This window comes from Flavobacterium sp. LHD-80 (assembly GCF_030929605.1).
Classification (GTDB): domain Bacteria; phylum Bacteroidota; class Bacteroidia; order Flavobacteriales; family Flavobacteriaceae; genus Flavobacterium.
The window spans coordinates 242,512-265,316 of sequence record NZ_JAVFVS010000011.1 but is presented as its reverse complement, the minus strand read 5'-3'; the positions used below and the strand labels follow the sequence as shown (position 1 = coordinate 265,316).

The 22,805-nt window shown below is 33.3% G+C and carries 19 protein-coding genes; 7 read left to right on the top strand and 12 right to left on the bottom strand.

Going from position 1 to position 22,805, the window contains the following annotated elements; all coding sequences use genetic code 11:
* Nucleotides 1-24 precede the first annotated feature (24 nt).
* The 3 genes from RB619_RS16045 to RB619_RS16035 all read left to right on the top strand — a co-directional run bounded on the left by RB619_RS16045 (nt 25) and on the right by RB619_RS16035 (nt 2,973).
* Nucleotides 25-1,119, top strand: a complete 1,095-nt coding sequence (locus RB619_RS16045) for a Nif3-like dinuclear metal center hexameric protein (protein ID WP_308099269.1) — start codon at nt 25-27, stop codon at nt 1,117-1,119.
* A gap of 13 nt (nt 1,120-1,132) precedes the next feature.
* Complete coding sequence (locus RB619_RS16040) at nt 1,133-1,912, top strand: zinc ribbon domain-containing protein (RefSeq protein WP_144338743.1); 780 nt, start codon at nt 1,133-1,135, stop codon at nt 1,910-1,912.
* Between the two features lie 188 nt (nt 1,913-2,100).
* Nucleotides 2,101-2,973: an alpha/beta hydrolase gene (locus tag RB619_RS16035; RefSeq protein WP_308099265.1), complete on the top strand. Its 873-nt coding sequence runs from the start codon at nt 2,101-2,103 to the stop codon at nt 2,971-2,973.
* A 197-nt stretch (nt 2,974-3,170) separates the two neighbouring features.
* Here the strand turns inward: RB619_RS16035 and RB619_RS16030 are convergent, their stop codons facing one another.
* Nucleotides 3,171-3,863: a winged helix-turn-helix domain-containing protein gene (locus tag RB619_RS16030; protein WP_308099263.1), complete on the bottom strand. Its 693-nt coding sequence runs from the start codon at nt 3,861-3,863 to the stop codon at nt 3,171-3,173.
* A gap of 62 nt (nt 3,864-3,925) precedes the next feature.
* On the opposite strand from RB619_RS16030, the gene RB619_RS16025 reads away from it, so the two are divergent.
* From RB619_RS16025 to rluF, 3 genes are all read left to right on the top strand, one after another.
* Nucleotides 3,926-5,077, top strand: coding sequence for a cytochrome P450 (locus tag RB619_RS16025; RefSeq protein ID WP_308099261.1), 1,152 nt, complete (start codon nt 3,926-3,928; stop codon nt 5,075-5,077).
* A gap of 11 nt (nt 5,078-5,088) precedes the next feature.
* Nucleotides 5,089-5,433, top strand: a complete 345-nt coding sequence (locus RB619_RS16020; protein WP_308099258.1) for an antibiotic biosynthesis monooxygenase — start codon at nt 5,089-5,091, stop codon at nt 5,431-5,433.
* Nucleotides 5,434-5,671: 238 nt separating this feature from the next.
* Nucleotides 5,672-6,496 (top strand): 23S rRNA pseudouridine(2604) synthase RluF, encoded by an 825-nt coding sequence (gene rluF, locus RB619_RS16015; RefSeq protein WP_308099256.1) that lies wholly within the window; start codon nt 5,672-5,674, stop codon nt 6,494-6,496.
* A gap of 52 nt (nt 6,497-6,548) precedes the next feature.
* On the opposite strand, the gene RB619_RS16010 is transcribed toward rluF, so the two are convergent.
* From RB619_RS16010 to RB619_RS15960, 11 genes are all read right to left on the bottom strand, one after another.
* Nucleotides 6,549-7,943, bottom strand: a complete 1,395-nt coding sequence (locus RB619_RS16010) for a DUF4173 domain-containing protein (protein WP_308099254.1) — start codon at nt 7,941-7,943, stop codon at nt 6,549-6,551.
* A gap of 58 nt (nt 7,944-8,001) precedes the next feature.
* Nucleotides 8,002-8,292, bottom strand: a complete 291-nt coding sequence (locus RB619_RS16005; protein ID WP_053472423.1) for a transcriptional regulator — start codon at nt 8,290-8,292, stop codon at nt 8,002-8,004.
* A 4-nt stretch (nt 8,293-8,296) separates the two neighbouring features.
* On the bottom strand, nt 8,297-8,911 hold the full coding sequence (locus tag RB619_RS16000; RefSeq protein ID WP_308099249.1) for a hypothetical protein: 615 nt from the start codon (nt 8,909-8,911) through the stop codon (nt 8,297-8,299).
* A gap of 614 nt (nt 8,912-9,525) precedes the next feature.
* Nucleotides 9,526-10,452 (bottom strand): magnesium transporter CorA family protein, encoded by a 927-nt coding sequence (locus RB619_RS15995; RefSeq protein WP_308099247.1) that lies wholly within the window; start codon nt 10,450-10,452, stop codon nt 9,526-9,528.
* 219 nt (nt 10,453-10,671) lie between these two features.
* Nucleotides 10,672-11,559, bottom strand: a complete 888-nt coding sequence (locus RB619_RS15990; RefSeq protein ID WP_308099245.1) for a tetrahydrofolate dehydrogenase/cyclohydrolase catalytic domain-containing protein — start codon at nt 11,557-11,559, stop codon at nt 10,672-10,674.
* Nucleotides 11,560-11,687: 128 nt separating this feature from the next.
* On the bottom strand, nt 11,688-13,040 hold the full coding sequence (ffh, locus tag RB619_RS15985) for a signal recognition particle protein (RefSeq protein WP_035650191.1): 1,353 nt from the start codon (nt 13,038-13,040) through the stop codon (nt 11,688-11,690).
* Nucleotides 13,041-13,287: 247 nt separating this feature from the next.
* A complete protein-coding gene (locus tag RB619_RS15980; RefSeq protein ID WP_308099242.1) occupies nt 13,288-14,970 on the bottom strand; it encodes an MBOAT family O-acyltransferase in 1,683 nt (560 codons plus the stop codon).
* 1 nt (nt 14,971) lies between these two features.
* The gene (locus tag RB619_RS15975; RefSeq protein ID WP_308099240.1) at nt 14,972-16,390 is read right to left on the bottom strand and encodes a GDSL-type esterase/lipase family protein; all 1,419 of its coding nucleotides are present in this window, start codon (nt 16,388-16,390) and stop codon (nt 14,972-14,974) included.
* The gene (locus tag RB619_RS15970) at nt 16,383-17,864 is read right to left on the bottom strand and encodes an SGNH/GDSL hydrolase family protein (protein WP_308099238.1); all 1,482 of its coding nucleotides are present in this window, start codon (nt 17,862-17,864) and stop codon (nt 16,383-16,385) included. The genes RB619_RS15975 and RB619_RS15970 overlap by 8 nt, the downstream gene beginning before the upstream one ends.
* A gap of 279 nt (nt 17,865-18,143) precedes the next feature.
* On the bottom strand, nt 18,144-19,553 hold the full coding sequence (locus RB619_RS15965) for an HmuY family protein (protein WP_308099236.1): 1,410 nt from the start codon (nt 19,551-19,553) through the stop codon (nt 18,144-18,146).
* Nucleotides 19,554-19,574: 21 nt separating this feature from the next.
* Nucleotides 19,575-21,728, bottom strand: coding sequence for a TonB-dependent receptor domain-containing protein (locus RB619_RS15960; protein ID WP_308099234.1), 2,154 nt, complete (start codon nt 21,726-21,728; stop codon nt 19,575-19,577).
* A 105-nt stretch (nt 21,729-21,833) separates the two neighbouring features.
* On the opposite strand from RB619_RS15960, the gene RB619_RS15955 reads away from it, so the two are divergent.
* Nucleotides 21,834-22,739, top strand: a complete 906-nt coding sequence (locus RB619_RS15955; protein WP_308099232.1) for a DUF6607 family protein — start codon at nt 21,834-21,836, stop codon at nt 22,737-22,739.
* Nucleotides 22,740-22,805: the final 66 nt, after the last annotated feature.

The window sequence follows — 22,805 nt, the reverse complement described above, 5'->3', positions numbered from 1 at the left end:
ACTTGAAACCTGAAACTTGAAACAATGAAAATATCAAATATAATAGCAGTCCTCGAAGAAATGGCGCCTTTGGCTTACGCCGAAGATTTTGACAATGTTGGACTTTTAGTTGGAAATGCAGAAACGGAAAGCACCGGAGTTTTAGTTTGTCACGACGCATTAGAAAGTGTTATTGACGAAGCAATTTCTAAAAACTGCAATTTGGTGGTTTGTTTTCATCCCATTTTATTTTCGGGAATTAAAAAAATTACTGGTAAAAACTATGTCGAGCGTGCGATTTTAAAAGCGATTAAAAATGACATCGCAATTTATGCTGTTCATACCGCTTTAGACAATCATTCGGCTGGCATAAATAAAATATTCTGTGATGCTTTAGGATTAACAAATGCTAAAGTTTTAATTCCTAAACAGAATTTCATTCAAAAACTAGTGACTTATACTGTTCCAGAAAATGCTCAAAAAGTTCGTCAGGCTTTATTTGATGCTGGGGCAGGAACAATTGGAAATTATGAAAATTGCAGTTTTAATTCTGATGGAATCGGAACTTATAAAGGCAATTCAGAAAGTAATCCTGTTATTGGAGAACGTCACGAATTAACCGAAACTCAAGAAATAAAAATTGAAGTTACATTTGAAAAACATTTGCAATCCAGAATTTTAAAAGCATTATTCTCCAATCATATTTATGAAGAAGTTGCTTATGAAATTTATAATCTTGAAAATTCCCATCAAAACATTGGTTTAGGAATGATTGGCGAATTTGAAAATGAAATGGATGAAAAAGAATTTCTTCAGTTTGTAAAAAGTAAAATGATTGCTGACGGAATCCGTCATTCTACCTTTTTAGGAAAAAAAATCAAGAAAGTTGCCGTTTTGGGAGGCTCAGGAAGTTTTGCGATAAAAAATGCGATTCAGGCTGGAGCCGATGCTTTTTTAACCGCCGATTTAAAATATCATCAATTTTATGAAGCAGAAAATCGACTACTTTTAGCCGATATTGGTCATTTTGAGAGTGAACGCTATACAAAAAACTATATTGTTGATTTTCTTCGAAAAAAAATCCTTAATTTTGCCATCATTTTATCAGAAGAAAATACAAATCCAGTTAAGTACTTATAGAAACTTATAGAATATGGCGAATACGAAAGAATTAAGTGTTGAGGACAAGTTAAGAGCAATATACGATTTACAGCTTATTGACTCTAGAATTGACGAAATCAGAAACGTTAGAGGAGAACTTCCTTTAGAGGTTGAAGATTTAGAAGATGAAGTTGCAGGTTTGAGCACTCGTTCAGAGAAACTGAAAGGTGAACTTGAAGTGATTGAGGAGCAAATCAAAGCAAAGAAAATTGCTATTGAGGAGCACAAAGAAGTTATCAAAAAATACACAAAACAACAAGAATCAGTTCGTAATAACAGAGAATTTAATTCTTTGACTAAAGAGGTTGAATTTCAAGAATTGGAAATTCAATTGGCTGAAAAGCAAATCAAAGAAATGAAAGCTTCTATCGAACATAAAAAAGAAGTTATTTCTAACTTAAAAGAAAAACTTGACGCAAAAAGCTCTCATTTAAAACATAAAAAATCTGAACTTGATGCAATTATGGCTGAAACTCAAAAAGAAGAAATCTTCTTATCTGAGAAATCAGCGGAGTTTGCTGCTCAAATCGAAGACAGATTATTAGCTGCTTACAACAGAATCAGAAGCAGTGTTCGTAACGGATTAGCTGTAGTTTCTATCGAAAGAGGAGCTTCTGCTGGATCTTTCTTTACGATTCCACCACAAACTCAAGTTGAGATCGCTTCAAGAAAGAAAATCATCACTGATGAGCATTCTGGAAGAATTTTAGTTGATACTCAATTAGCTGAAGAAGAAAAAGAAAAAATGGAACAATTGTTCTCTAAATTCTAAATAACACGAGTCCCGATTAAATCGGGACTTTTTTTTTGCACTTATTTTTCGCCACGAATGACACTAATTTCCACTAATTTTTAATTTGTTCCTAAATGGAATAAAAATTCGTGCTAAATTTGTGTAATTCGTGGCGAAACTTTTTTAAATCGATTCCCGCATATTATTTTACATTTAAATTACTTGTTTTGGGAATTAAAAAAGGAATTCGTTTTATCACATTAAAATCAGTTGGATCATATATTAACTTTTTAAGTTATGTTCGTCCGCAAAAAGCTGTTGAACTTTCATATGCACTTTTCAGTCAGCCGAGAATTGGCAGATTGCAGAAAGAAACATTACCTAAAGTTTTAAAAAACACAGAAACCGAAACCTTTCATCATAACGAACATCATTTTCAGACGTATGTTTGGAAAGGAAATGAAACCAAAATTTTACTAGTTCACGGCTGGGAAAGCAATGCTTCACGCTGGAAAAAAACCTTGCCACATCTTCAAAAATCTGGAAGTACAATTATTGCTATTGATGCACCCGCGCACGGACAAAGCAGTGGAAAAGAATTCAACGTCCCGCTTTATGCTGAATTCATCAATAAAGCTGTAGAAAAATATCAGCCGAAAATTATTATTGGACATTCTATTGGAGGCGCCGCTTGCGTGTATCATCAATATTTATTTCCGAATACGAGCATAAATAAAATGGTGATTTTGGGAGCTCCATCCGAATTAAAAACCTTGATTGACAATTACGTTTCAATGTTGAGTTTAAACACCAAAATGTTTTCACTTTTGGAAAGCAAATTCATGGAACGTTTCAACTTTAAATTAGAAGATTTTTCGGGACAGAAATTTGCTTCAGTATTTAATGTTCCTGGCTTAATTGCGCATGATACTTCAGACAAAATTGTTGCTTTTGAAGAAGGAAAAAAAATCGCCAGTAACTGGAAAAACAGCCAATTTATTGAAACCAAAGGTTTAGGCCACGGAATGCATGATGATGAATTGTATGATAAGGTGATTGAGTTTCTTTTTTCTGAAGGTTCTGAGCCACTAAGTCGCTAAGACACTAAGTTTTTTTATAGAACATTTTCCACAATATTGTCATTCTGAGGAACGAGGAATCTCCGCAAGAAACTCCGTTCCTAAAATTGTCAATCTTTGTAGAGCTACTCGTGGAGATTCCTCGTTCCTCGGAATGACAAACTTTATCTAAAGTCTAAACTTCTAAGAAGTCCAACAATCTAATAAGTCTAAGTTGACTAAATAACAATCTTAAAATACTTCAACAACGCCACCTCTCCTTTTCCGGTGACAATTATTGCTCTTGAATTTTCGGTTTTTCTAAGCCAGTCTTCTTTTATCATTTTATTGAAAAGCAAAGTTCCAACTGAACCGGCAATATGATTTCTTCGTTCGCTCCAATCCAGGCAAGGTTTCAAAAATATTCGTTTTTGTTTTTGAGCTTCTTCTAAATTAATTCCAAAATCATAAAACCATTTTTCTCCTTCTCGGCTAATTTCGAAAGCGTTGTTTTTCTCTACAAGTATATTTTGTTCCAATAAACTATCGGTCAAAGCAACTCCAATTTTTCCAGCCAAATGATCGTAACAGGTTCTGCAGAATTTTATTGGAGGATATTTTTCGGGTTTATTTTTTGAAGGAACAACTGGCTTCGGGACAAGATTTGCCATTGCTTCAAGCGCATATGCAACTTCTTTATTCGAAAATCTATAATATTTATGACGGCCTTGTTTTTCTACACAAAGCAAATCGGCATCGAGCAATTTCCCTAAATGCATGCTTATATTTTGCGGTGACGTATTTACAGAAACAGCTAATTCTGTAGCTGTAAAAGCTCTGCCATCCATTAAAGTCCACAGAATTGAGGCGCGCGTTGGGTCGCCAATTAATGATGCCGTTTTTATAAATTGATCTTCCATTTCGATATTCATAGTTAAGCGCAGACTGAAGTATTGCTTTGTAAAGTTAAATAACTTTGTCAAAAACATTCAACATGAATTCGACTTTATTCCTTCAATCTGAGATCGGCAATCCTTATTTGATCTATAAAACTATGTTGCATAACAATCCTGTTTTTTGGGATGAAACGAATAAAATATGGGCAATTTATTCTTATGAAGATTGTGTTTCTATTTTGAAAAATCCGAAAGCCGAAATTCCAGTTGTAAATCGAAATAATGAACAAAAACTGAATAAAAAGGCTTTAGAAATTTTAAATAATCTTACTCGATTATCAAACGGAATTCAGCATGAAATTTCAAAAGAAATCGCAATGTTGTTGTTTTCAAACATGAAATCTGTCAATATTAATTCGATTATTTCTGATTTAATAAAAAGCAACTTAGCAAAGCATAAAATCGATTGGGTAAATTCGGTTTGTAAAAAATTGCCTGTTTTGGTTATTTCGAAAAGTTTTGGTTTTGAAGAAAAGGATTGTGAATTTATTTCAAATCAAATTGAATATTTGGTTAAAATAATGCTTCCGCAGAAAACAGAAGCGCAAGTCGAATCTATAAATAAAATTTCGTCAGCAATCTTTTCGATTGTAGAAAAACAGCTTTCTTCATTAGATTTTTACGAATCTTTGTTAGCCAAAATTTTACAATCAAATTCTCTTTCGCTTGACGAAATCAAAACAATAAGCATTAGTAATTTAATCGGTTTATTTATTCAGAGTTATGATGCCGGAAGAGGAATTTTGAGCAATTCTTTGCTACAAATTCTTAATAATAAAACATTTTCGAATAAAATCGAAATACAAAAATCGGTTATTGAAACTTTGCGTTTTGATCCTCCAATTCATAATACCAGACGAATTGCGACTGAAGATTTTTACATCGGCGAAAGCCTAATTAAAAAAAATGATCCAATTTTAGTCGTGCTTGCATCGGCTAACCGCGATTCTGAAAAGTTTAAAAATCCAATTAACTTTGACATTGGAAGAAGCAATAATAATGAAAATCTAACTTTCGGAATTGGTGGACATATGTGTCTGGCAAAATATTTTTCGATTCAGTTAGCAACTGACGCTTTATGGTTTTTATTTGATAACTATAAAACGATACAACTTTTAGAAAACAATATTCAATACGAACCCATGATCAACGCCAGATTACCAAAGACAATCTGGATTTCATTACAATAAAAAATAAAAATATGATAGCTGTAATTTTTGAAGTTATTCCGAACGAAGGAAAAAAAGAAGAATATTTGGATATTGCTTTGAACTTGCGTCCTGAATTAGACCACATTGAAGGCTTTATTTCGATTGAACGTTTTCAGAGTTTTAGCAATCCTGAAAAAGTTTTGTCTTTGTCTTTTTGGAGAGATGAAGAAAGCATTCAGCAATGGCGAAATCTGGAAATGCATCGCCATGCACAAGCAAAAGGCAGAAATGAAGTTTTTAAAGATTATCATTTGAGAATTGCGAATGTTGTTCGTGATTATGGGATGTTTGATCGGAAAGAGACGCCTCAGGATAGTTCAGAATTTCATTCTTAAAAAAGGTTCTGAGGTTCTGAGTTGCTAAGGTTCTAAGTTTTTTTCGATTATCCAAACCCAGTTTTGTCATTCCGAGGAACGAGGAATCTCCGCAAGTAACTCCGCATAGAAAAGCGAACAATCTTTGTCGAGCTACTTGCGGAGATTCCTCGTTCCTCGGAATGACAAGATTGTGGAAATCTAAGAAGTCTAAAATCTAAAATTCCAAGAAGTCTAAACTTTTGCCTATTTTTGCAGTATGGAAGAGAATTTAAAACGTCTGAATAAATTTATTGGAGAAACCGGCTATTGTTCTCGTCGTGAGGCCGATAAATTAATTGAGGAAGGACGTGTAACAATAAATGGTGCTGTACCGGAAATGGGGACGAAAGTTTCGCCAGATGATGAAGTACGCATCGATGGAAAATTAATCGTGGAGAAGCACGAAAAGTTAGTGTATTTGGCTTTTAACAAACCGGTTGGAATTGAATGCACAACGAATCTTGAAGTTCGAAACAATATTGTAGATTATATTAATTACCCGAAACGTATTTTTCCAATTGGAAGATTGGATAAAGCCAGTGAAGGACTGATTTTTATGACCAATGACGGTGACATCGTAAACAAAATTTTACGCGCCAGAAACAATCACGAAAAAGAATATACGGTTACGGTAAACCGACCAATTACCGATCGTTTTATAGAACGAATGGGAAATGGAGTTCCGATTTTGGACACGGTTACCCGAAAATGTAAAGTGGAACAAATTAGTAAATACACTTTCAAGATTATTTTGACGCAAGGTTTGAACCGTCAAATTCGTAGAATGACCGAGTATTTGGGTTATGATGTTACGGCTTTGAAACGTATTAGAATTATTAATATTTCTTTGGATGTTCCGGTTGGACGCTATCGCGATTTGACTGATGATGAAATCAAAGAATTAAATCAGTTGATTGAACCTTCAAGCAAAACGGAGGAAGCTAGTTTACCGAAAGTTGAAAGTCCGAAACCAGCTTCAAATCGAAGAACAACGTTTATATCGAAACATGATCCAAGATTTAAGAAAAAAGGAGATAATTAAAATAAACACATAAAAAAGTCCGAACCGTAAAACAGTTCGGACTTTTTAATTTTTATTTTTTCTCCGTTAGAAAATCATAATATAAAGCTTTCGACAAAAAAGTAGAATTTTGATAAAAATCGATTAATTCTTCTCTTTGTATTTCCGTTTTGCCTCCATCTAAATGGTTTTGAAGAAAATAAGCTCTTCGCGCGTCATCATTAAAATTCAAACTGCTTAGAAATTGTGGCGTCACTCCTTTGTTTACAGAAATATTATAATTTGTAATTAGATTTCCCCAATTCACATAACTGCATAAAAGAACCGTTCCATAAAAATACCAAACCATTTGATTCACCAAATAAGCATTTGTTTTTTGCTTTGTAATTTTAAGAAAAGAATAAAACAAACCAATAATTGCTAAAACAAGAAAAGCGTAAACTCCTAGTCGTTTGTAAGTTAAACCAAAATATGAAATGTATTCTGAATTTTTAATGATGGTGCTTACAATCAAAATTCCATTTAAAAAAATCCAGATTTTAGCAAGTGTTTTAAGAAAAGTCGCTTTTTTATCAAAATTGAATCCGCCTTTAAAATAAAACATGATTACACCAACTGCCATCAGAATTGAAAAGATAACAGCATTTACTCTTTCATGCGTATCAGCACTTAGTTTAGAAGCTTGTGCTGCGACTACTTCAAAAAACTGTTCGTAATTGTACGTTGCAATAAAAACCAAAAGCATCAAATTTAAAAGTGCTAAAGTAATTTCGCCACTTCTTCTTTCGAAATCTAAATCAAGAAACGAAAATGTATTCTGATTTTTGACTTCGGCTATATCTTTAAATTCATTGTCAAGCAGTTCATTTTTTTCATAGCAAACTTCTGGGACCCAGTAATTCCAAAAACTGAACGAAATATAAAACCCTGCAATGCTCAACAATAAAAACTGTGGCACATCAATATCTAATTGATAATCTGTAAAAAGAGAAGAAAAATGTTCGCTTCCAAAAGAATATACAACGAAAAACAATCCTAGAAAAATAGCAGGAATTAAAACAAAAGCAATCAACTTTTTAGCAAAATTATTATGAATTTGCTTCTCTGGAAGCCATTGCTTAAAAATCCAAATGCGTCCTAATGAAGTAAATCCGTTTAAGAATACCAGCGGAAAAATCTGAACGATTTTTAATTTGTTATCCTGGGTTTTGAACTGCAAAAATAATATTGATAACGCCATTGCAAAAAACGAAGGCGCATCACCGTACCAACCAAAAGCGAGACATGACAAAATTGATGTTACAACTAATAGCAAATGTGTTCGCTCAGTAAATTTATCCTGAAAAAAATAGCAAATAAAACCAGTTAGCACAAGTCCAAAAATAGACCAGTTAAGTCCTGGATCTTCTCTATAAAAAAGCAGTAAAAAAATAAAACTGCAAACAAAAATAATGTGGTGTTTTTTCATGATTACTTAATTAAAAGTACTTTGTTTTTCAAAGTTGTTAGACAAAAAAATATAGTTATTAGGACTTCATTAATTTTTCGAGATAAGAAAGGTGCTCTTTGAACGCCGCGCGGCCAAGCGGTGTTACCTGATAAGATGTTTTAGGCTTTTTGCCAACAAATTCCTTTTTAACCTCGATATATTCTGATTTTTCTAATGCAGAGGAATGACTTGCTAAATTACCATCGGTGATATTCAAAAGCGTTTTCATCTCGGTAAAATCTACCCAGTCGTTAACCATCAGAACGGACATAATACCCAGTCTGACACGGCTTTCAAAATCTTTATTTAGTTTATCAATAATTCCCATTGGGTTATTTGTATTTTTTGAACATCACTAATCCGTATATAATATGCAGGATTCCAAATCCAATGATCCAAAATATCAAACCATAACCTATATAAAAAAGCGAAATACCTCCTAAAATAAGCTCTAAAAAGCCTAAATATTTTATATCCGAAAATGTATATTTTTCGGCATTTATAACTGCAAGTCCGTAAAATATCAAAGTCGATGGCGCAACTAAACCATAATATCCGTGATATATTAAAGCCACACAAAATAGCCCTCCTGACACCAAGGGAACAGCCAAATTGAAAAGCATATTTTTTGTTGCCGATGTCCAAATTGGCAAATTGTATTTTCGGCTTTTTCTAATCGTAAAAAAAGCTCCAAAAACAAAAGCACATACTAAAATTACAACACCAGTTAAAAACAAATGAGAAACCAGATTACCCGTCAATAAAATATGCTCATCTGTAAAATACTCAATACCATTTATTTTGAAAAGCTGGTAAACATACAAACCGCCAATCAAAGCCGAAAGTCCAGCAAAAACTCCTGAAAGTCCGCTTAAGGATATAAATCTTGAAGAACGCTCCATCATGGAACGAATATGTGCTAAATCTTCTTGGTGTTTCTGATTCATAATTAAAGTACTTTGCGGTACAAAGTTATTATTTATTTTGAATTGGCAAATAAAAAAAACGGAAATTGTTGAAATAAATTAAAAAGCCGATCTGATAAGGAATCATTTTATTAAATATATAATCCCTACGGGATATTTTTAGGGTGGTTCATTTTTTTTTTGTTACCGATATTTAACTCCTAGCGGAGTTATTTGGGGAGATTAAATATTCGTTGAAAAGATTGTCCCTTTTTTTGTCCCGTAGAAATCAAAGATGATTATTATTAAACATTCAACGAAGCAATCTCGGAGAGATTAAATATTGGTAGAAAAAATTATTTCCACAGTTTTTTTGTCCCATAGGGACTATATATTTTATTGATATTACTTTTTAATAAATGTCTACAAGGTTTTAAAAATCTTGCGAGAATGATAGTTTCTAATATTACGAGTTGCGTGAGGGATAGGAGCTGGCTACCGAAGTAGCGCGGATAGCCCGACCGGATTTGCGAAAGGCGCAGCTAAGCGGTTTGTTAAATAGCGCCTTTTGTAAATACGGTCACGCCCAAAGTATGAAAATAAAAAAGCCTATTCGCAATGAACAGGCTTTTTCAATATTGTTATTTCTATTTTTATTAAAACCATCTTCGTCTTTTGAATAAAAAGACTCCGAAAGTGGATAGAATAATGGAGACTAATAGTAAAATCCAGATTCCATATTTGCTTTCTTCTAAACCGTTTGGAACATTCATACCATATAAACTGGCGATCAAGGTTGGAATCATTAAAATAATAGAAATTGAAGTCATCTGCTTCATGATGTTATTCATATTATTTGAAATTACCGAGGCGTAAGCATCCATCATTCCGGTCAAGATGTTGCTATAAATATTTGCCGTGTCTTGTGCCTGACTTAATTCAATTTCAACATCTTCCAACAAATCTAAATCGTAACTCGCCTTATGCACTTTTAAATTTTTAATACGTTGAAATAAAACATCATTTGCTTTCAGAGATGTAATAAAGAAAACTAAACATTTTTCAATCTGAAGCAAAGCCTGCAGTTCTTCATTTTTAATCGATTTCTCTAAATTATCCTCGGCAAGTTTTATTTTTTGATTTATTTGTTTTAAATACTTTAAGTACCAAACGCTTGATGAAAGAAGCAATCTCAAAACCCAATCAAAATTGTTCTTTACCTGAATGCATTTGCGTCGCGAATACAACATAAAATCATAGATAACTTCTGTTTTGTAAAAAGTGATTGTGACGCAGATATCATCTTTGAAAATTATCCCCATAGGAATAGTTTGAAAAGGAAGTTTAATGTCGTTGCTTTTTATAGGAACGCGCATGATAATAAGTGTCCAGCCATCTTCGATTTCTATACGGGGTCTCTCGTCGATATCTTCGATGTCATTGTAAAAGGCTTCAGGAATTTGAAGCTCTTCGAGTAAGTATTTTTTTTCTGTTTCTGTAGGATTCTCGATAGTTATCCAGCAATTTGGAATCCATTTTGGTATTTCTAGTAATCCGTTGTCGTTTGTGTAAAAGGCTTTCATTTCAAAATACAGGGTTTTATCGCAGCATTTTGAAATTTCAAAAGCTGCTTTTAATTAAATACTAACGAATAATAATCGTCCATTGCGGAGAAGTGTTTTTTAAGTGGTGCAAAAGTATCCTTTATTTTTAAGAACCAAAAGTTTAAACTATTAATTAAATATTAAAAACAACAAAGCCTGTTCAAACGAACAGGCTTTGTTAAGTTATTATGAAGAGAATTATTTATTTCTTGCGCTTCTCATTTTTCTTGCTAAAAGTGTATTTTTTAACAACATTGCAATTGTCATTGGTCCTACTCCACCTGGAACTGGTGTAATAAATGCAGCTTTTTTGCTTACGCCATCAAAATCAACATCTCCTTTTATCACATATCCTTTTGGGTTAGATGCGTCATCTACACGAGTAATTCCAACGTCAATGATTGTTACTCCTTCTTTTACCATATCTGCTTTTAAGAATTCTGGAACTCCTAAAGCTGTAATGATAATATCAGCGTTTTTAGTATATTCTTCTAAGTTTTTAGTGCGGCTGTGCGTCAACGTAACGGTAGAATCTCCTGGATTTCCTTTACGGCTCATTAAGATACTCATTGGACGCCCAACAATATGACTTCTTCCAATTACTACAGTATGTTTTCCTGAAGTTTCAACTTTATAACGCTCTAACAACTCCATAATTCCGAATGGTGTTGCAGGAATAAAACTTTCCATTTCAAGAGCCATTCTACCAAAGTTCGTTGGGTGAAAACCATCAACATCTTTATCAGGATCAATTGCTAATAATATTTTTTGCTCGTCGATATGTTTTGGCAAAGGCAACTGAACGATATATCCGTCTAGATTGTCATCTTCGTTTAACTCTTTAATTTTTGCAAGCAATTCCTCTTCAGTAATTGTTTCTGGCAGACTTACTAAAGTTGAATCAAATCCGATTTCCTGACATGATTTTACCTTACTTCCTACATAAGTTAAACTTGCACCATTATTACCAACCAAAACCGCAGCCAAATGAGGTACTTTTCCTCCTGCAGCTTTTATAGATTGAACTTCGATTGCAATTTCGTTTTTAATGTCGTTAGATGTTTTTTTACCGTCTAGTAGTTGCATTGTGTTTTGTTTCAGGTTTAAAGTTTCATGTTTCACGTTATTTGTGAAACTTAAATATTTATGTAATTAAAAAAGTTTCAAATTTCAGTCTCTAACTTGAAACCTGAAACTTGAAACTTTTAATTTTATTATCTCGGCATTCCGCCTGGCATTCCTTTCATGCCGCCCATCATTTTCATCAAGTTTTTTCCGCCTGGACCTTGCATCATTTTCATCATTTTGCTCATTTGGTCAAACTGCTTCATTAACTGATTTACTTGCTCGACTTTAGTTCCGGAACCTTTAGCGATTCTGGCTTTTCTTTTTACGTCGATTATGGCAGGTTTGCTTCTTTCTCCCGGAGTCATCGAGTGAATGATGGCTTCGATATGTTTGAAAGCATCATCTTCGATTTCTACATCTTTCATGGCTTTTGAAGCACCTGGTATCATTCCAACCAAGTCTTTCATATTACCCATTTTTTTAACTTGCTGAATCTGCGTTAGGAAATCATCAAAACCAAATTCGTTTTTAGCGATTTTCTTTTGAAGTTTTCTAGCTTCTTCTTCGTCAAATTGTTCCTGAGCTCTTTCAACAAGAGACACAACGTCTCCCATTCCTAAGATACGCTCTGCCATACGTTCTGGATAGAAAACATCAATTGCTTCCATTTTCTCTCCAGTACCAACAAATTTGATTGGTTTGTTTACAATCGATTTGATTGAAAGCGCTGCTCCGCCACGAGTATCACCATCTAATTTCGTTAAAATAACTCCATCAAAATTCAAGATATCGTTGAACGCTTTTGCTGTGTTTACAGCATCTTGTCCTGTCATCGAATCGACAACGAATAAAGTTTCTTGTGGCTGAATTGCTTTGTGAACACGTGCAATTTCGTCCATCATTTCCTGATCTACTGCAAGACGTCCAGCTGTATCGACAATTACGACATTGAAACCGTTTGCTTTAGCATGTTTAATTGCGTTTTGAGCAATTTCAACAGGATTTTTATTTTCTGGTTCTGAGTAAACCTCAACACCTATTTGATCTCCAACAACATGAAGCTGATTAATCGCCGCAGGACGGTAGATATCACACGCTACAAGTAGTGGTTTTTTATTTTTCTTAGTCTTTAAAAAGTTGGCTAATTTTCCTGAGAAAGTAGTTTTACCAGAACCTTGAAGTCCTGACATCAAAATAACAGTTGGATTTCCTGATAAGTTAACACCAGCAACATCTCCACCCATTAATTCCGTCAACTCATCTTTTACCAGTTTTACTAATAATTGTCCTGGTTGTAAGGTTGTAAGTACGTCCTGACCAATTGCTTTGTCTTTTACTCTAGCTGTAAAATCTTTAGCAATTTTAAAGTTAACATCGGCATCAAGCAATGCACGACGCACTTCTTTTAAAGTATCGGCAACGTTTACTTCTGTAATTTTACCGTGTCCTTTTAATATATGGAACGCTTTATCTAACTTATCGCTTAAATTATCAAACATATTATTTTCTTTATTTGAAGTGCAAAGATAATCTAATTAGATATTTCAGGCAATTTTTATTTATACGCAATTTTGCCACGAAGGCACTAAGACACAAAGTTTTTTGTTTCTCGCAGATTTAGCAGATTCAACAGATTATTTTTTAGATTGAGTATAAAAAAATCACCTAGATCTGCAAAATCTGCGAGAGAAAAAAAGGCGCAAAGAATAAAACCTTTGCGCCTTTGTGCCTTTGTGGCTAGAACCTTTAAAATTGGAAGTATATAAACGGCTGTGAACCCGCCACTGCTGTTGCGTAAACAATCCAGTAAACAAATCCCAGAATTATTGCTTTTACTAATAATGGCGTTTTATCAAAAACAGATTTCATTCCGTTTGTGAAAGTTTCTGGCAAGAAATGCCAAACATAACCGAATAACATTAATCCGAATACGTTTTTGTAGCCTATTACAATTGTTTTCCACAATTCTGGCTCGAATGTCAATTGGCCGATATTATTAATTACTTGTAATGCTGTTTCGAAATCTCTTGCGCGGAAAAAGATCCAGCAGAAAACCACAAAATGAAATGTAATTACGATAGAGAAAAATCTCCACAAGAAATTTGGGCTTTTATCTTTTTTAGAAGGGAAAATCTCCACGAAAATTTTATGAATTGCCAAAGCTAATCCGTGTAAAGCTCCCCAAACAATGAACTGTGCTCCGGCTCCATGCCACAATCCGCCCAAAAGCATTGTCGTAAATAGATTCAGATTGGTCACTAAAGTTTGTTTCTTTTTGCTGGAAAGCAAGAAAGACAAACAAAAAAGCAATATTGAAACAGATGCAACAATCAACGGAATTACACTTGTATTGTAACTTGTGATTCCCCAAACCAATAATCCAAAGAAAAATAAACTAGGAAATAAATATCCGGCGAAAGAACCTTCACGGTTTCCTCCCATCGAAATATATAAGAAATCTTTCAGCCAAGTTGAAAGCGAAATGTGCCATCTTCTCCAGAAATCGGTAATCGAAGTTGATTTATAAGGCGTTCTAAAGTTTACCGGTAATTTGAACCCAAGCAATAAAGCAATTCCGATTGCCATATCTGAATATCCTGAGAAATCACAATAAATCTGAATTGCATATCCGTAGGAAGCCATTAAATTTTCGAAAGAAGTATAACTCATTGGCGTATCAAAAACACGATCTACAAAGTTTACTGAAATGTAATTTGAAATTACTGTCTTCTTAATCAATCCACCAATAATCAAAAACAAAGCATTGTTTACATCTTGTCTCGAAAGATTTAATTTTTGATAAATCTGCGGAAGAAAATCTTTTGCACGCACAATTGGCCCAGCAACTAACTGCGGGAAAAATGAAACGAAAAACAAGTATTCAATGTAGTTTTTAGTTGGCTTAATTTCTTCGCGATAAATTTCAATAATATAACTCATCGACTGAAAAGTATAAAATGAAATTCCGACAGGAAGAAAAATATCATGAAGTGCATAATTTCCCTGAAACATATCATTGAAAGTCACAATCATGAAATTCATATACTTGAAATAACCCAGCAATCCTAAATTCAGAATCACACTTATAACAAGATAAATTTTCTTTGTACTGTCTTTTGTTGCTTTAAAAATAATCTGGCTTAGTCCGTAATCAACAACTGAAGAAAGCAATAAAAGCAAAAAGTAAATACCGCTTGACTTGTAATAAAAGAAAAGCGAGAAGAGAACAACATACGTTAATCTCAAATAAAATGTTTTGCGTAAAAAGGCATACACAAAATAAAAAACCAGGAATAATCCGAGGAATAAACCCGTATTAAATAATAATTTTTCGTCTGGATTATAAACAAACCAGCTTTTAACTTGTTCTATTGTAATTGCACCAAAATTTTGGATGAACCAATCATTAATGCTATCTATTGTTATCAATTTAATTCTTTGATTTAAAATTATCGTATGCTTTTAAAACTGCCTGTGCAAACAAATCGCCTTGCTTTTCATATCCTTTTTTAGAATAATGAACCCAGTCTGGACCAATTAATTTCTGAGTTTTTAATTTCCGAATTCCGTCCATTCCACCAAATTCATCGTATAAATCCCAAACGGCAAAACCGTCTTTTTGTGCGATTTCTAAAATTTCTTTTGCATAATCTTTTATATAAGTATTAGGCTTTCTTCTAAGCAAAGACGGAGGTGGCGTCATCACAATTATCGGAACATTTATGTTTTGAGCTTTGATATTGCTTATGAATTCTCTTAAATGCTTAATGTAACCTTCAACTTCTAGTTTGTCATAACTTTCATTTGTTCCGAGTGAAAAAACTAGCAAATCTGGATGCACTGCTTTCAGCTGTTCAAAAAACAAAGGATATTTATTGTAATCTGAATATTTAGCGCCGTTTACTCCAATACCGCTATATAATATTCCTGGTGAATCTTTCTCTAAAACAATTCCGTTCAATTCGTATTTTGAAGCTTCTTTATTCGGAACTAAATAAATTTTTTCTAAAGCTTTATCGGAATTAAAATAATGACAAAAAGAATCCGATTCTAAATTCAACGGAACAAATTCTGAACTTTTAATCGTTTTTTGTTTCGTTTCGTTTGTTGGGATTTTTAACGTTCGACCCGCACGAATATTATTCGATTTTAATCCGTTCGCTTTTTTAATATCTGCAACCGAAATATTGTATTTGTCTGCAATCGTCGAAATCGCTTCGCCTTTTTTGATTTTGTGTGTGATTACTTTTTTCTCTGAAGTCTGAATCAAATTGACTTGAGATGAAGTTGCCAAATCAAACATATGCTGGTTTTGTGGCGTAATAATTTTTATTGTATTGAATTTATAAGCCATATCCTTCACTCGCAATTCTACTGCAAATCCGCCATTGTCTCTCCAAAGTCCAATACCGCTTAAACCAATAGGAGCATTTTTTGTTGGAAGAATATTTCGATAACTTTCCCAAGTTCGGTTTGAATAAAAACGTTCATTATAAGAACCGTTTGTTTTAGCAAGTTGATACGGAAAAACCAAACCTCGTCCCGCATTTCCAAATTGCTGTTGCAGTTTTTTACGCACTTCATTGGTCATTAAATCTCCTTGAATATGAGAATCGCCAATATGAACAATATTTATTTTCCGATTATTGTGGTCTTCATTTTCCTTTAATTTTTCGAAAAAATCTTTTAAAACTTTCGCATTATAAATTTGATCATCAGAAACTGGATCAGCCACTATTGAATCGACTTTATGAATCATATTTTTTGTTGTTGGAAGTGAATCTGTTTTTTGCGCCTTATCATTTGCAGAGAAAAAAAGACAACAGAAAATAATAATCAGTTTATTCATTTACACTATCTTTTTTAACAGAGGTAGAATCTGCATTGGTTTTTCGAGCTGCCTTTTGCTGATTGGCAACAGCTTCACGTTTTTCACGCAATATTTTATATTCTTCGTAACCTTTATTTAATTGAGTATATAATAAATTTCCAATTGCTTTTGCACCACGCTGATTAAAGTGCGTGTAATCTTTATTGGCTTTAGCCGGAGTTTCGTCAACCCATTTTACCATCGATCCGTCACCGCCCATTAAAGTATATAAATTCACAAAACCAGACTCTGTATCCAGCGCGTATCTTTTTTGTGCTTTCATCAAAGGTACAACAGCCGAATCGGTTTTCATTTCTAAATCATATTTGGTCGATTTATCTGCTGTTGAAACAATTAAAATAGAAACACCTGGGAAAGATTCTTTTATTTTATTTACCGTTTTGGTCATTCCTCTTTCGTACCAATTATAGTTTTTGGTTCCGTAATTCAATACATTTGTTCCGTAATGTAAAATAATCAAATCGTATTTCAGGTTGTTATTGAAACCTTGCATTACATTGGCATTAAACATCGAAATTGGCAATCCCGAATTTCCTCTTTGTGAAAAGTTATCGACGTGAACACCACTTCCGTTATCGAAATTGAAACCGTAAATTGGGATTGAATCTGCGCTTACGAAATTAGCTTTAAACGCTTTTAAATGTCCAGAACTTACTTTTAAAGTGTTAATTAAATTATTCGGATTCAGATTCTTCTTTAAAGTATCTTTTCCAATAATAAAATTCACCTTCCCTTTTTTAGATGCTCTTCCGTAGAATAAAGTCGGATTATCTAAAGTCGTAGAATATTTATTGGTTCCGGCTTCATATTGTACCCAAGTTGGATTGGTTTTATCATTAGCAAAAAACACATGTCCGTTTACGCCAAAAGGACTCGAAGGTCTTTTTACATTTAAATACGATTGTGTTTTCCAGTTTTTAGAATAAGTAGATTTTACAGAACCGCGCGACGCAGCTGACTCCGAAGTAATCGAAACAAAACCAACTCCGTTTCCACCAAAACGTTCTTGATAATTTGTTCTCACGTCCTGAACAATCAAATCACCATCGGTCATTGAATCGCCATAATATGCAATTCTGACATTCGATTCTGGATTTTTTTCTAATTGGTAAAGCTTTTCATAAAAAGAAATCAGGTATTGATATCCTTTGTAGTTATCAAAAGTTTCAGATGGAAATTCAATTCCTTCTATATTTTCATAAACGATTTCTTCCTTTCCTTGAGCGTCTTCAATGGCTTCAATACTGTCGTTTTCAGTCAAAGAATCTTTAGCAACAGCCTCTAAAAGCAGACTGTCGATCAAAACGTTTTTAGAATTTATTTTGCTTTCAGAAAAAATCTTATTAGGTAAAACTTGCTTGAATCCAATAAAAGCAACAAATGCTAATGCAACAATGGCGAAAGACTGAAAAAAATATGATTTTGTATTCACTTGTAATTTTAAATTTTAAAGGATGTATTGCAAAAACTAATTTGAACGAAATTTCCTCTAATTTATTATGAAAAAATATGTGCAAAGATAAGATTAAACCTTAATTAATAATTGTTTTTATAAACAAAGTAAAAACAAAAAAAGAGGCCAGACGAATCTAACCTCTTTATCAAAAAAAAATAAAAAAAACAAAGCTAATGATTAACTAAATATCGATGCTTGCACATCATAAGTTAAAATAAAACGATCTTTATAATCTTAATTTTTTTAAATCTTAAATTACTTCAAGATTGCATATTGGAATGTTGGGTGACCTCTTTCTAAATCAGCTTTAGCACCACCTGTAAATTTCAATTTATAAACATTTCCTGCTGGATCTTTTATTACAAAGAAACGATCTGTTCTCAATACGAACTGAGAAACTGGAATTCCGTCAGCACCTGTAACACTAGTTCCTCTCCAGTTTGATCCAATATTTCTTTGGTCTGCAGTAAATTTAGAACTGTCAACATTTGCTAATGTGAAAGCCTCATAAGTAAATGCAGAAGTAAGAACTTGGTATGCTTTTGCATTTCCATTCAAGTTGCTAGTTACGAAATCTGGGTAGAAATATGGAGTTGGAGTCGCTCCAGGAATAATGTTTGTAAAAGTTGTAAAGTTAATATCCCACTGATTTTTTTGTGGTTCAACGTTCACTACTTTTTTATCAATTAAGCTTAAAAATGTAAAGTTATAAGCACTGTTTTTAGAAATTAAAATTTCTTCGTGAGTAGTAGCTGCGATATCAGCGTATTGAACTTTATAATCACTTCCGCTTCTTAAAATTCTAACTTTTTTCCATCCTCTTGTATCACCTCCAACAGCTCCTTCTTTTCCTAAAGCAGGTGCAGCAGCAGCAGGTTTATTACCTAAATAAAGTAAGTAAACTTTATTATCAGCATCGGTAGCAGAAACAGCAGCAATAGTTGTTTTTGTAATATCTCCAGTTGGATCATCAATTTGAGTAGCGATTCCAGTTCCTTGAGCAATAATCATAGTTTCATCAGCAGTTTGAACTTGGTCAATATTTGTTGTAGCCAATTGTTTCGCTGCCATTTTTACAGAACTATTCAAAACTACTCTAAAGTCACTACCTGAATAAAATCCTAAATCCCAAGAATTTCTAACAGCTGTTGTCATTTTTCCGCTGCTTAAATCAACATAAACTTGATTTGGCTGTAAAGGCCCACCAACTTCTGGCGCTAATGCAGTCCCTAAAGAAGCCGCTTCATTAAAATTCAACTGAATTGTTTTGTTTCCTGAAATTTGAGCTCCTAAAGAAGTTCCTGAAATCGTGAAAACTACATTTTTAACCTCAGTTGCAGTTGCATTTTTAATTTTATTAAAAGTAAATTCAACTGAAGTTGCACCTTGTGCGAAAGGAACAACAAGTTTTTTTGAAGCTGCTGCAGGATTAGTAGTATAATCTGTAGTATAAGCTACTGCAGTTTCTGTAATATCAAGAGTAATTGTTCCAGCAACCGGAGCTGCTTTAGAAAATTTTATCTGAACTGGTGTTGCTTCACTTGTCAAATTGTATGATGCCTCTGCAAATGCAACAGCAACATCTGAGTGCTGATCGTCGTCACTATTACAAGCTGTAAAAGCCAATAAGACGAAAGAAAGAATTAAAACGAAGTTCTTTTTCATGGTATTTAAGGTATTTATATATTAATTAAAATTTAGGTTATACGTAAGTTTAAGAAAGCAAGAGCGTCCGTACCCAAGCATCATAGCTGAGACTCCGCCTCCATGTGTGCCACCGGTCGATCCGCCACCGCCTTGTGTAATTTGTACATCTGTAACGTTAAACAGATTACGCGCTCCAACGGTTACTTCAAATTGATTATTAAAGAAGTTTTTTCGAACCGAAGCATCCATCCAGCTGTATGGTTTTATTTCGTTTAAATAAAATTCAGCATTGCCACTTGCATTAGTTCCAGCTGCCCATTGCTGTTGCTGCCCATTGTATTTGTAATAAAGAGCAAACAGTGTATTCCATTTTGGAATATTATATGAAATACTAGAATTTAATTGTAACGAATACAAGTATTTATCATCAGAAGTAATATTCAATTCAGCCAAATCAAGTTTTTGAGAAATTCCCACTAATGCCGCTCCTACTTTTAGATTCCAGTTTTTATAAGCGAATTGTTCTGTTGTCGAAATATTCCACATTTTATATTTGTTGATATTAATGTATTTGTATTTCGAAGGCATAATTTGCGTCAATACCATATCAATTCTATCATCAACATCTAAAAAAGTTACTGCTACATTATTAGCAATCTGTGCACCTGACTTAAAATTGCAAAGTCTTTTAAAACTCACTTCATATGAAGTACTGTTCTCCGGAACCAGGTTAGGATTTCCCTGAACGTTATGATTAGAGTCAACGAAATAAGTATATAACTCATCAAAATTTGGCGTACGATATGATTTCCCAAGTGATGCTCTAGCTTCTAAACCTTTTTTGAAAAGATATCTTAATCCTAAAGAACTAGCATATTGATCTTTAAAAGCTGTCTGAATTGAATAACGAAGTCCTGGACGGATTGAAAATTTATCAGTCAAACTAATTTCGGCAACTGTAAAAATGTCATAATTCTCTAATCGCTTTCTAACATCAACAGATTGCAGTACATCATCTAAGAAAGTTCCCGCCGCACCGCTATAAAAACCATTTTCATTTGTGATTTCATATCCCAATTGAAAATCAACTTTTTTATTATTAAAGAAATTACTCAAAGTTCCTGTAGAATAAAGAACTTCTTTAGATTGATAAGTGAACCTATTGTTATTTGACTCTTCCCCTGTTTCCAATTGATAATCAAACAATTCAGCGTCGCGTTCTTGTTTTTGATGCGATAATGATACATTATAATTTAACTTCGAAAAAAGCTTTCCGTTTGCATTCAAATGGTGGTAAAAACGATTTGTCAAGTAACGTTTATCTCTTGCAAAATACGTTTCTGGAAAAGGATAATTATCTTGAGGGACCAAAATTGGACTATAGTAATCCACATTTTCTCCGTAGTAATCAAACTTGTAAAAAATCTTGAAATTAGTTTTCTGATATCCTAACATAGCGTTACCAACCCATTGTTCTTTTGGCAGCCAACTGTATCCTCTTAAACCATCATTAACGGTATAATCTTTTCCCTGTTTATCATCATAAAAACCTTCAAAATTATTATGATTTCCACCAACATTAATGAACCAGTTATCATTGAAATTATGTCCAAGTTTTGCAGATTGAATATGTCTACCTTTATCTGTAAGCGAATATTCATTACCCACTGTTTCTTCCTGAACAGTTGCGCTGATATCCCATTTATTAGGTCCGCCCTTTTTTGTAATAATATTCAAAATACCGCTGACAGCATTCGCCCCATGAGTTACTCCCATCGAGCCTTCAATAATTTCGATACGTTCTACGTCATCAAGATTTACTTGCGTCAAATCGACATTTGTTCCCATTCCTGTATCACTTACTAATGGTATGTTATCTACTAAGATTTTAAAGTACTGAGAATCCAATCCAAACATTGAAACTGTCGAACGACCGTCACTTCCACTATTCTGAACCGTAATATTCAAGTACTGATTTAAAACATCTGAAAGATTATTTGCCGCTAATTGCTTAATATCTTCTTTAGAAATCACACGAACATTAAAAACAGATTTCTTAATTGATTGTGGCTCTAACTGTCCTGTTACAACAACCTCAGAAAGTTTTTCCTGAGACACGATGCTATCTTTCTGCTGCGCATAAGAATAAGTACAAAAAAGAAGTCCAGCAAAAAGGGTAATTTTAATTTTCATTATTTTTATTCAATCTTAATAATGGCGCAAATATATAAACTATTTTTATTTGTTCTAAATAAATTATTTATATTTGCCAAAAAATTTAAAACAAAACAATAAGTTATGATTACAAAAAGCCTCTATTTAACGGCCGTAATGGCTTTGACTTGTGCTCTTGGTTTCAGTCAAGACAAAAAACAACAAGACATTAAATCAATAAAATCAATGTGTGGTTGTTATGAAGTAAAATTCAATTTCACAGAAACTTTTTCATACCCTAAAGATTCTGCTACTTATAAGCCATCAGAAACTAAACATGAATCTGCTTTAGAATGGGTTCAATTATTAGACGATACACCTAATAAAATTGTAATGCAGCATTTATTGATTGTCAGTGATGATATGATCATCAAACACTGGAGACAAGATTGGTTGTATGAAAACACAGATTTATATTCGTTTGATAAAGGAACTTCTTGGAAATATAAAAAATTAGACAAAAAAGCCGTTAAAGGTCAATGGACTCAAAAAGTATATCAAGTAGATGATAGTCCAAGATACGAAGGATCATCAACTTGGGTACATGTTGACGGACAAGATTACTGGTCAAATGTTGCTGATGCTCCTCTACCAAGAAGAGAGCAGACAAAACGTAATGACTATAATGTTTTAAAAAGAAGAAACATTCACGAAATTACTGCTACAGGATGGAATCATGAGCAAGATAATGACAAATTAGTTAGAGATGACAGCGGAAAAGATGTTCTTTTAGCGCAAGAAAAAGGGTTTGACGTTTACACAAAAGTTCCAGATTCTAAATGTGCTGCTGCTCAAAAATGGTGGGCTACTAATAAAGATCTTTGGCAAAACGTTCGTAACAAATGGCAAGTTCTTTTTGACAGAAAACAAGACTTAAACTTAGAAGCAAAAGTGGATCGTAAAGCTTTATATTCTCTTTTATTTGACTTAAAACCAGATGCAACAAAAGCAGAATCTGACGCTATTATCGACAAGTTCGTTAAGAAATAAAAATATTTTTTTAGATAAAAAAGCCGATAGTTTTAGGACTATCGGCTTTTTGCATATAAAAAAAAC

Coding starts and splice junctions, on each gene's coding strand:
- RB619_RS16045 (WP_308099269.1), top strand. CDS start 25: ATGAAAATATCAAATATAATAGCAGTCCTCGAAGAAATGGCGCCTTTG.
- RB619_RS16040 (WP_144338743.1), top strand. CDS start 1,133: ATGGCGAATACGAAAGAATTAAGTGTTGAGGACAAGTTAAGAGCAATA.
- RB619_RS16030 (WP_308099263.1), bottom strand. CDS start 3,863: ATGAATATCGAAATGGAAGATCAATTTATAAAAACGGCATCATTAATT.
- RB619_RS16025 (WP_308099261.1), top strand. CDS start 3,926: ATGAATTCGACTTTATTCCTTCAATCTGAGATCGGCAATCCTTATTTG.
- RB619_RS16020 (WP_308099258.1), top strand. CDS start 5,089: ATGATAGCTGTAATTTTTGAAGTTATTCCGAACGAAGGAAAAAAAGAA.
- rluF (WP_308099256.1), top strand. CDS start 5,672: ATGGAAGAGAATTTAAAACGTCTGAATAAATTTATTGGAGAAACCGGC.
- RB619_RS16010 (WP_308099254.1), bottom strand. CDS start 7,943: ATGAAAAAACACCACATTATTTTTGTTTGCAGTTTTATTTTTTTACTG.
- RB619_RS16005 (WP_053472423.1), bottom strand. CDS start 8,292: ATGGGAATTATTGATAAACTAAATAAAGATTTTGAAAGCCGTGTCAGA.
- RB619_RS16000 (WP_308099249.1), bottom strand. CDS start 8,911: ATGAATCAGAAACACCAAGAAGATTTAGCACATATTCGTTCCATGATG.
- RB619_RS15995 (WP_308099247.1), bottom strand. CDS start 10,452: ATGAAAGCCTTTTACACAAACGACAACGGATTACTAGAAATACCAAAA.
- RB619_RS15990 (WP_308099245.1), bottom strand. CDS start 11,559: ATGCAACTACTAGACGGTAAAAAAACATCTAACGACATTAAAAACGAA.
- ffh (WP_035650191.1), bottom strand. CDS start 13,040: ATGTTTGATAATTTAAGCGATAAGTTAGATAAAGCGTTCCATATATTA.
- RB619_RS15975 (WP_308099240.1), bottom strand. CDS start 16,390: ATGAATAAACTGATTATTATTTTCTGTTGTCTTTTTTTCTCTGCAAAT.
- RB619_RS15965 (WP_308099236.1), bottom strand. CDS start 19,553: ATGAAAAAGAACTTCGTTTTAATTCTTTCTTTCGTCTTATTGGCTTTT.
- RB619_RS15960 (WP_308099234.1), bottom strand. CDS start 21,728: ATGAAAATTAAAATTACCCTTTTTGCTGGACTTCTTTTTTGTACTTAT.
- RB619_RS15955 (WP_308099232.1), top strand. CDS start 21,834: ATGATTACAAAAAGCCTCTATTTAACGGCCGTAATGGCTTTGACTTGT.